Raw genomic sequence first — 8078 nt, forward strand, 5'->3', positions numbered from 1 at the left:
TTGTCTACGGGCGTGGGGTCAGTCCAAAAACATCAGCGCTGATATCCAGCATCACGAAGCGGAGAAAGCCCGTCATGGCAATAGTTAACGAGCTTATTACCAAATTCGGTTTTATCGGTAATCTGGCACCACAGGAAACCTTCAACGCTAACCTGAAAGCCTCTATTGGTTTGCTCGCCGGTATGGGGGCTGCTATCCAGGGATCGGCGGGGGCGATGGCTGCATGGTTTACTTCCATTATTGATGGCCTCGATCCTCTTGTTCAGTTTCACCGCGAGACAGGGCTTTCTGTGGAAGGGTTGCAGGAGCTTGGTCGCGTGGCGGAACTTAACGGCTCCAGCATGGAGGCAGTCACCAGTTCGATAGGCGAAATGACCATGAGAATTGGTGAATTTATCTCAACTGGCGAAGGTGAAATGGCGGATATTGGCAAACGCCTTGGGCTACAGTTCAAGGACGCCAGTGGCAATGTTAAAGATGCTACGCAAACATTCATCGAGCTATCGGATAAAATGCGCAGCATGAGTCAGGCGGAAAAGTTCTCCGTCCTGGACAAAATGGGCATTGATCGCTCAATGGTGCAGATGCTCTCACTTAGCCGTGAGGAACTGGATAAATCACTCAAACAGGCCCGTGACTGGGGAGTTGTGACCACGGAGCAAGCTGATGCCGCCGCCGAGTTTAATAACTCTCTTAAAGATCTTCGGATGGGCTATAGCTCTGTATCCACGCAGCTAGCTCTTAGTTTTCTCCCCATGTTGAAAGATATAGTTGACGGCATGCGTGAGTGGCTTCACGCCAATGCCGAACTCATACAAAACGGCCTGCATCATCTGGGGGAAATTATATTTTCTTTGGCTGGCATGATTCGCCGTTTATTACCAATCATCACCGTCATTACGGTTGCCTTTGCGGCATGGTGGCTCGTAACGGGTGGGCTTGCGACGATTATGACGGTCCTTACATCCCCGGTGCTACTCATCATTGCTGCTATCACAGCAATCGTTCTGGTTGTGGATGATTTGATAGTTGCAATGCAGGGCGGGCAGAGCGTTATCGCTGATTTCTTCAAGGATAACTGGGGGATCGATATCGTTCCGGGCCTTCTGGCTATCAAAGACACTGTGATGGTGGTGGTTGATTACATTGTCGACGTATTCAAACAGGGCATTGAGAATATCAAACTGCTCTTTAGCGCGCTGAGCAAGCTGGTCACAGGTGATTTTCAGGGGGCGTGGGATGACGTTGTGAAGTCCTTCACCGATAGTGTCGCGCTACTGAGAAAGCCGTTTGATGAATTTATGCAGTGGGTGATGGGATTGTTCGCAAACCTCGGTGAGACCATTAAAAACACGATCAGCAATGCTGCTTCAAATGCCTGGAATGCGACAAAATCTTTCTTAGGGTTCGGTGAGGATGAACAGTTGCAGGGTGTAACCGGCGGCGGTAACGGTGGCATGAGTCCTGATGGTATTCCTTACGGCATGAATGCGGCGGTGGGGATCGCTGGTGGTGGCGTGACAAGCAATTCAAGCGTCAGCCAGCAGAACACTATTCACATCAACACATCCGATCCGGTTGTCGCCGGGAATACTGCGGTAGATAGCCTGCAACAAAACATGAAGGATGCCAACCGGTTGAGTGGCAGAGGAGGTCGGTAATGGGGATTCTAGACGGCCTCATGCAGGCGCAATCTTCTGGCAAAGATACTGTTAAAAAGGTAGGGATCGGCGGGTTCTCAATGTTTGCCCGAGTGAGCGACGTTACTGAATACCCGTCTCAGGTTCCTGTAGACGTGCTGGAGGATGGCAGTAACGCGTCTGACGATATCATCAACGGCCCTCTGACGATAAAAATCAGCGGTGTTGTTGCCGATATCTATGTCGATGCGAAACCAAACTCTTCTTTTAGCCTGATGCCCGATTATTCGAAGTATGGCGAGGTGCTGGAGTACATCCCCACAAAGACGCAGCAGCAGTTGCAGAAAATGAATGAGATTGCCGATCGCGCAGAGCAGGCCATCTTAAAGGCAAAACGCCTGGCTGATAAAGGAGCCGACCTGTTTGGGCTGGTGGGCAACCCGTCTACTGGTGGCGCTAAAGGTATACGTGAGCAATTTCTCGACTTCATTGAGGGGGTGTACTACGGCAAGCAGCTTATTTCCGTGGAGGTGGATTATCGCACCCATGAAAATATGGCGTTAAGCGGCCTGACCATAAGCACCGACAATCAGACGATGGAAACAAAGTTTGAGGCCAGTTTTACAAAAATCACCTTCACGCAACTGACTACCGCACCGATAGAGCAGCACTTCAAATCGCCATCGGTAGCCGCTAAATCAAAAACGGCGGGCGTTGCTAATAAGGGCGCGCAGACGCCCGCTGATAATTCAAAAAAAAGTAACGGGACCAGCCAGTCAAAATCAGTCATGACCTCGTTAAAAGGTGCGGCGAAATCTTTATTCTAATGAGAGCAACGTATGGATCCGATAACTAACATCACTGACGAACCTATCCAGCGGCATGTTCTGATTTTTGACCGTGGTGAGGCTGTGGTCACTATTCGATATCTGCCCACAGTAGAAATGTGGAAAATGCGCGTGGAGTACAACGGTGATTACATCGACGGCGTGAAACTGTCGTTGGCAACGCTGCATTTTCGTCACAAAAACTGGCCTTTCGATATTATGACCAAGGCGACGGACGGCAGCGGCATTGACCCGTATCGGGCTGATGACTTCGCCAGTGGGCGCATCGAATTGTATCTGGTCACGCCGGAAGAGATGATTGATATTCGCGGGGGAGACGTGCCGTGATGGATACTTTTTACCGTGACTATCGGCTGACGGTGGGGATCGGCAATCAAGCAGTGGTTATCGAGCCACCGATCACCGTGTCATTCAAGGCGCTGGAAACCGTGGACAAGAAGTCACTCGGCAAGCTGAGTGTGTCCATCAACGGGCTAAAGCCCTCCACGCGTCTGCAATTGCTCAAGTCCGAAGATGAAGAGAAGTATATCCCCGTTCGCCTCGAGGTTGGTTACGACGGCAAGCTGCGCCAGGTGTTTCAGGGTTCGGTTAAAAGCGGAGCAGTAAAGCGAGAGGGCGCTACCCATATAGTCAGCCTTGAATGCGAAGATGGCGGTCACGACTATATCAACGCCTTCACATCGCGCACGGTACGCGGGAAAGATCAGGTCGTCGATTCTGTCTTGCAGGATATGCCAAACACGAAAAAAGGCTCTGTGACGAAGCAACAAGCACTCATCAGGCCGAAGGTTCTGGTAGGTAGCTCCAGTAAAATTCTTACCGATACCCTTGCGCCCGACGAGTCATTTTTCATCAAAGATGAGCGCGTCCACATCCTCAAGGCTAATGAGGTTACATCGGGTAACATTCCAGTCGTGAATGCGCGTAGCGGTCTGCTAAATACGCCTCAGGCAACGAAGATTAGCGCACAGGATGACGGGGGGAAGAAAGCCAAGATGCCAACCAATGAGCCTGATACGGATCCGGCAGGCAAAAAAGATACTGACTCGAGTACCTTAGCCAAATCCTCGAAAGGGCAGATCGTATTCGATACGAAACTGAATCCTATGCTGGTGATCGGTGGGCTTTGCGCTGTTGAAAGCGTGACGAACCCCGCGTTAAACGGGGTTTATAAGATATACCAGATTGAAACCAGCGGGCAGAACAACGGGGCAGCCTGGTATCAGAAGGTGGTATGCCAGCCTGCCGGAAATTACTCAGTTGTTAACTGAAGATTTTACTTCTTGCGTTACGCTGGAATTGGTTTTTTCTGGTGGGTGACGATCTGAAAGCCAGCCAAGAGCAAAAATAATGACTGTGAGAATAAAAATTTTCTCGCCTATTGAAAACTTCACCTTACCACCTGCATTTTTAAATGCCGTTTTCTCCTCGGTTGATAGTTTTCTAAATTGCTTATGGGTTAATACCATGACCAATGGGCGAGGTGGTTGAATATCTTCCTGACCATCCTCTAACAACGTTGAGTCCGAAAAGAAACCAAGCCGCTCAGGTGCTTGTTCCTCTACGTTCTCAGCGTGTTTACCGGTGGAGTTCTTTTGACCCGAGAGCAAGTTTCCACTTGTGTAAGACAAACCGGTACCGGGAATGCCTGCGGTTGCCTTTACCCCTTTTTTACCAACGTTCAGGGTAGCACCAGCCTTACCAATTGATGCGCTAGTTATGCCGGTTTTACCTATGTTTATATGAATGCCAGGTGCAATTTTGATGCGCTGCCTGAATTTGAATCCCATGAGTGACTCTCCTTAGTTTTAAACGCTGGCGCAGGTTCGATCTCTACGGCGATTAGTATGAGTATTTATCTAATCATCCATTGGACTCACTCCGGCTGTTTTTATGGGCTTAATTTATGATCGAAGAACTTCACGACACTATCGGCCTGGGTGTTGAATTCGCTCTGGCCGATGTTCACACCATTGTTGTCGCAAAAATAACGTCTGTAAATGACAAAACAATCAGTTGCGTCCCCGTTATCAATCGGGTTGTGAAAGGAAGCAGCAAGCAACTCCCAGAGTTCATTGAAGTCCCCCCGGTAATTTTGCAAGGCGGTGATAGTTATATCGCCGAACCAATTGCGGCTGGTGAATATTGCCTCGTCCTTATCTCTGAGCGTTGTTATGACGCCTGGTATGCGGGTAGCGATTTTGTTTCACCACTTGAAATGCGTATGCACGATTATTCAGATGGCTTCGCTCTGTGTGGGGTTAACCCACAGGCTACCGCGATCAATATCCCTAAGAAGAACAGGATGATGAAGGGGGATTCTGACCACGAGGGTGATTTAAACCTCACAGGAAATATTACCCAAAAAGAGGGTAAGACGACTCTGGAAGAATGCGATGTTCTAAATGTACTCCAATATTCACAGGTAAAGACCGGCGGTAAGTCTGGGGTGTCTGGTTCATTTCGAAGCGATGACGGGAAAACAATCACAGTTACCAACGGTATTGTCACGGAGATCTCATGATTGTTTCAGCACTTGATAAAAATGACGACTGGGGATTTGGGCGCGGGAAGGCAAACTATATAACCGGCGGTGCTGCTATCGCGCAGAAAGCCAAATGCCGGATCCGCTCGTTCAAAAACGATAATCCTCTCAACATGGATGACAACATCGACTGGCTTTACCTGTTATCAGAGAAAAACACCGAGCAGGAGATTCTGCGGGAGATAGAGCGCGTGACGCTGGCGACGGATGGGGTTATGCGCATTACCGCCCTGGCGATGGAGGTCAATAAAGCTACCCGGTCACAAAAAATCGAACTCAGCATTGAGACCGTCTATGACGATCAGACGATCACCTTCCCAGTCAGCGGAGCGTTGAAGAATGGCACTACAGTTTAGCGACAACGGCCTTGAGACAAGCACTCTCCGGGAGTTATTTCAGGAACTGAGCGATGGCTATAAAGGGATTTATGGACAGGATATCGATTTAGACCAGGAGTCACCTGACGGTCAACGCGTGGCAATCGAAGCTCAGGCTCGGGCAGATATTGAAGCCGCGCTGCAATGGCTTTATTCCCAAATGGACCCTGATTTTAATACGGGTGATATGCAGCAGATTATTGCCAAACTTCACGGTCTTTTCATGCGCCCGGGTTCACGATCGCAACGTGACCTTAAAGTCACAACAGACAGGCCGGTACTTCTCTATAGCGGGTATAAAATAAGGGATCAGGCGAATCAGGTCTGGTTTATACGACAGGATGTAACCATTCCGGCAGGCGTCACAACTGCTACCTTTTTTGCTCAAAACTTTGGGAAGGTTACAGGACTGAGAACCGATACTTTCACTCAACTCACCCCAGAGCCAGGTGTTGTGAGCATTATCTCTGATTCAGAGGTTGTGGTCGGTCGGGATGAGGAAACGCCTGAAGAATTCAGGCAACGCCGGAACCGGTCACTTGAGAACCCTGCAACAGGTAGCACTGGTGCGGTTTTCGCTAAAGTTGCCCAACTGCCAGGCGTAATTGATCTAAATATCGGTGAGAACGATACGAAAATCGATGATCAAACAACGGGTATTCCTGCGAATTCTATATGGCTTGTCGTGGAAGGTGGTGCGATCTCAGAAATAGTGGAGGTCATGGTCAAACAAAAAGGCGGTGGTACGGGAACGAAAGGCAGCATAACCGGGCGCTACACCGAAACCCTGATTCGGCCTGACGGTACTTCATTTCTTATAGCCCATGAACTTCAGCTTGATCGGCCTATCTACAAGCCGCTTCATATCAGACTAACTGCTCGCCGGAAAATACAAAACGAACCTATAGATATCGATACTCTCAAAAAATCGCTTGTATCACGCACGATGCATATCGGTGAGTCTGTGGACGCCAACGAATTTTATGAGAATGGCTATGGTGTCGGACGGGTGAATTTCGTGCTGACTAATTTGCAAATTAGCAGCAATGGAGTCGATTACACCGATGCTGAGTTATCACCGGGCTTTCCGGGGAAGTTCACATTGAGTGTGGAAAATATAGACGTTAATGAGGTGCTCCAGTGAATGACGACATCATTAACCGCTATACGCTAATGCTGATTAAGCAGTACTGGGAAAAGAAAAAGGCAAGGTCAGAGATACAGGCCATGCTCCGGCACTGGCAAATCATCGCCGATTTTATTCGTAACCCAGATAACTTTGATCTCGATCGGGTTACCGGATACAGGCTCGATGTGATTGGCCGGATAGTTGGACTTCCCCGCAGCGTGCCTGCTGTTATTGCCCGTGTATTTTTCGGGTTTGACGGGCATCTGAATACCGAAGGCTTCGACAGTAAATCTAATGCGACGTATGTCGGAGCGCCTTTCTATAGCAAGTTTTCCCCGGCATATGGTGACTACCAGCTGGCTGACAATGAGTATCGCAGGTTTCTCCGAGTCAAAATAGCGCGAAACGCCGCAGGTGCAACGATAGCGTCAGATGATCGGGTCAGCTTGCAGGATGTGATACAGACGGCATTCAACGGCGAAGCTTACGTGACCGACAGAAAAGACATGACGCTTGCGCTGAACGTTTCGCCGCGGGTATCAGTTGAAGAGTTACGCTTGATTGTGAAGCTTGGCCTGCTGCCAAAACCTGCAGGCGTTAGATACGATTATTTTTATCAGGTGACACCTGGTCTGACATTCGGTTTCTCGCGAAACCCTTCGTCCAGAGGCTTCGCCAGCAAATTCAATACCGCCTACCAGGGCGGTTTTTTTTCGAGGAAAATACATGTCTAAGATTGCACGATACCAGGGAAATGTTCGGGCTTTTGCCTCTGATGCACAGGGACTGGAAAGAACCGTGTTTGGTGGAACAAATCAGGCAGATGATCTGACCTCGCAGATCACGGCATCTTTCCTGCGCGGATGGGGCATTGTTGGCGCTTCCGAGCACCCCTCGCTTGAGGACTTCAATGCGGCAATGTACGCAATGAGCCAGTTCATTGCATATCAGCATCAAATTGGTGTTCCAGAATGGCATTCAGAGCAGGAATACCATATCGGTTCGATCTGCACACATGATGGTGAGTCTTATCAGTCCTTACAAAATGCAAATGTTGGTAGCCAGCCGCCATCTGCGAAATGGACTCCTGTCTTAACTTCAAAAAACGGTCTCTCAAACCTTGGTCTGCGAGAAAGCGTTTCTGAATCTGGTTTTTTCCAGTTAGGGGATTTCCAGTTTGTATGGGGGCGCGGTTCAACGGGCAGCAACGGTATAGGCAATGTTCAGTTTCCACATGCTTTTGTTGGCACACCATATCTGGTTGCACCGTCAGATATTTCTTCAGGTCCTGAAGGGGTGAATGCTGTCGGGTGGGATTTATCAAATAGCACGGCAGCGGGGGCCAGGATTCTTTCTGCAGATTCTAAATCTTCGGGTATCGCCACCACTTTTTCTTATATCGCAATCGGTAAGGGGGTTTTATGAAGTATTGCGCGTTGAATAACGGATTTTATGGCGACAACACTCCCGATGACAAAATACCGGGGAGTTTTGTGCATATCAGCGACGCCGAAGGCCAGCGAATTTTAGACAGCCAAA

10 protein-coding genes are annotated in these 8078 nt (G+C 49.1%); 9 read left to right on the top strand and 1 reads right to left on the bottom strand.

Going from position 1 to position 8078, the window contains the following annotated elements; translation table 11 throughout:
• The 4 genes from FDW98_RS00450 to FDW98_RS00465 form a co-directional block, all read left to right on the top strand.
• The coding region (locus tag FDW98_RS00450) for a hypothetical protein (RefSeq protein WP_249935691.1) at positions 1-1661 on the top strand (1661 nt) is incomplete at its 5' end.
• Entirely contained in the window at positions 1661-2467 is an 807-nt protein-coding gene (locus FDW98_RS00455) for a phage baseplate protein (RefSeq protein ID WP_137398723.1), read from the top strand. The genes FDW98_RS00450 and FDW98_RS00455, both read left to right, overlap by 1 nt.
• A 12-nt stretch (positions 2468-2479) precedes the next feature.
• Complete coding sequence (locus tag FDW98_RS00460; RefSeq protein ID WP_137398724.1) at positions 2480-2815, top strand: hypothetical protein; 336 nt, start codon at positions 2480-2482, stop codon at positions 2813-2815.
• Positions 2815-3759 carry a hypothetical protein gene (locus FDW98_RS00465; protein ID WP_137398730.1) on the top strand — a complete coding sequence of 315 codons (945 nt, stop codon included), beginning with the start codon at positions 2815-2817 and terminating at the stop codon, positions 3757-3759. The genes FDW98_RS00460 and FDW98_RS00465 overlap by 1 nt, the downstream gene beginning before the upstream one ends.
• On the opposite strand, the gene FDW98_RS00470 is transcribed toward FDW98_RS00465, so the two are convergent.
• Positions 3745-4278 (bottom strand): DUF4236 domain-containing protein, encoded by a 534-nt coding sequence (locus tag FDW98_RS00470; protein WP_137398725.1) that lies wholly within the window; start codon positions 4276-4278, stop codon positions 3745-3747. The genes FDW98_RS00465 and FDW98_RS00470 overlap by 15 nt on opposite strands.
• A gap of 116 nt (positions 4279-4394) precedes the next feature.
• On the opposite strand from FDW98_RS00470, the gene FDW98_RS00475 reads away from it, so the two are divergent.
• From FDW98_RS00475 to FDW98_RS23560, 5 genes are read left to right on the top strand one after another with little or no spacing between them, the layout of a single operon-like run.
• Complete coding sequence (locus FDW98_RS00475; protein WP_137398726.1) at positions 4395-5012, top strand: Gp138 family membrane-puncturing spike protein; 618 nt, start codon at positions 4395-4397, stop codon at positions 5010-5012.
• Positions 5009-5389 carry a hypothetical protein gene (locus FDW98_RS00480; RefSeq protein ID WP_137398727.1) on the top strand — a complete coding sequence of 127 codons (381 nt, stop codon included), beginning with the start codon at positions 5009-5011 and terminating at the stop codon, positions 5387-5389. The genes FDW98_RS00475 and FDW98_RS00480 overlap by 4 nt, the downstream gene beginning before the upstream one ends.
• Entirely contained in the window at positions 5373-6554 is a 1182-nt protein-coding gene (locus FDW98_RS00485; protein WP_137398728.1) for a baseplate J/gp47 family protein, read from the top strand. The genes FDW98_RS00480 and FDW98_RS00485 overlap by 17 nt, the downstream gene beginning before the upstream one ends.
• Entirely contained in the window at positions 6551-7273 is a 723-nt protein-coding gene (locus tag FDW98_RS00490; protein ID WP_137398729.1) for a DUF2612 domain-containing protein, read from the top strand. The genes FDW98_RS00485 and FDW98_RS00490 overlap by 4 nt, the downstream gene beginning before the upstream one ends.
• On the top strand, positions 7266-7964 hold the full coding sequence (locus FDW98_RS23560; RefSeq protein ID WP_249935692.1) for a hypothetical protein: 699 nt from the start codon (positions 7266-7268) through the stop codon (positions 7962-7964). Before FDW98_RS00490 ends, FDW98_RS23560 begins: the two co-directional genes overlap by 8 nt.
• Positions 7965-8078 lie beyond the last annotated feature (114 nt).

The organism is Citrobacter sp. wls711 (assembly GCF_005281055.1).
GTDB lineage: Bacteria > Pseudomonadota > Gammaproteobacteria > Enterobacterales > Enterobacteriaceae > Citrobacter > Citrobacter gillenii.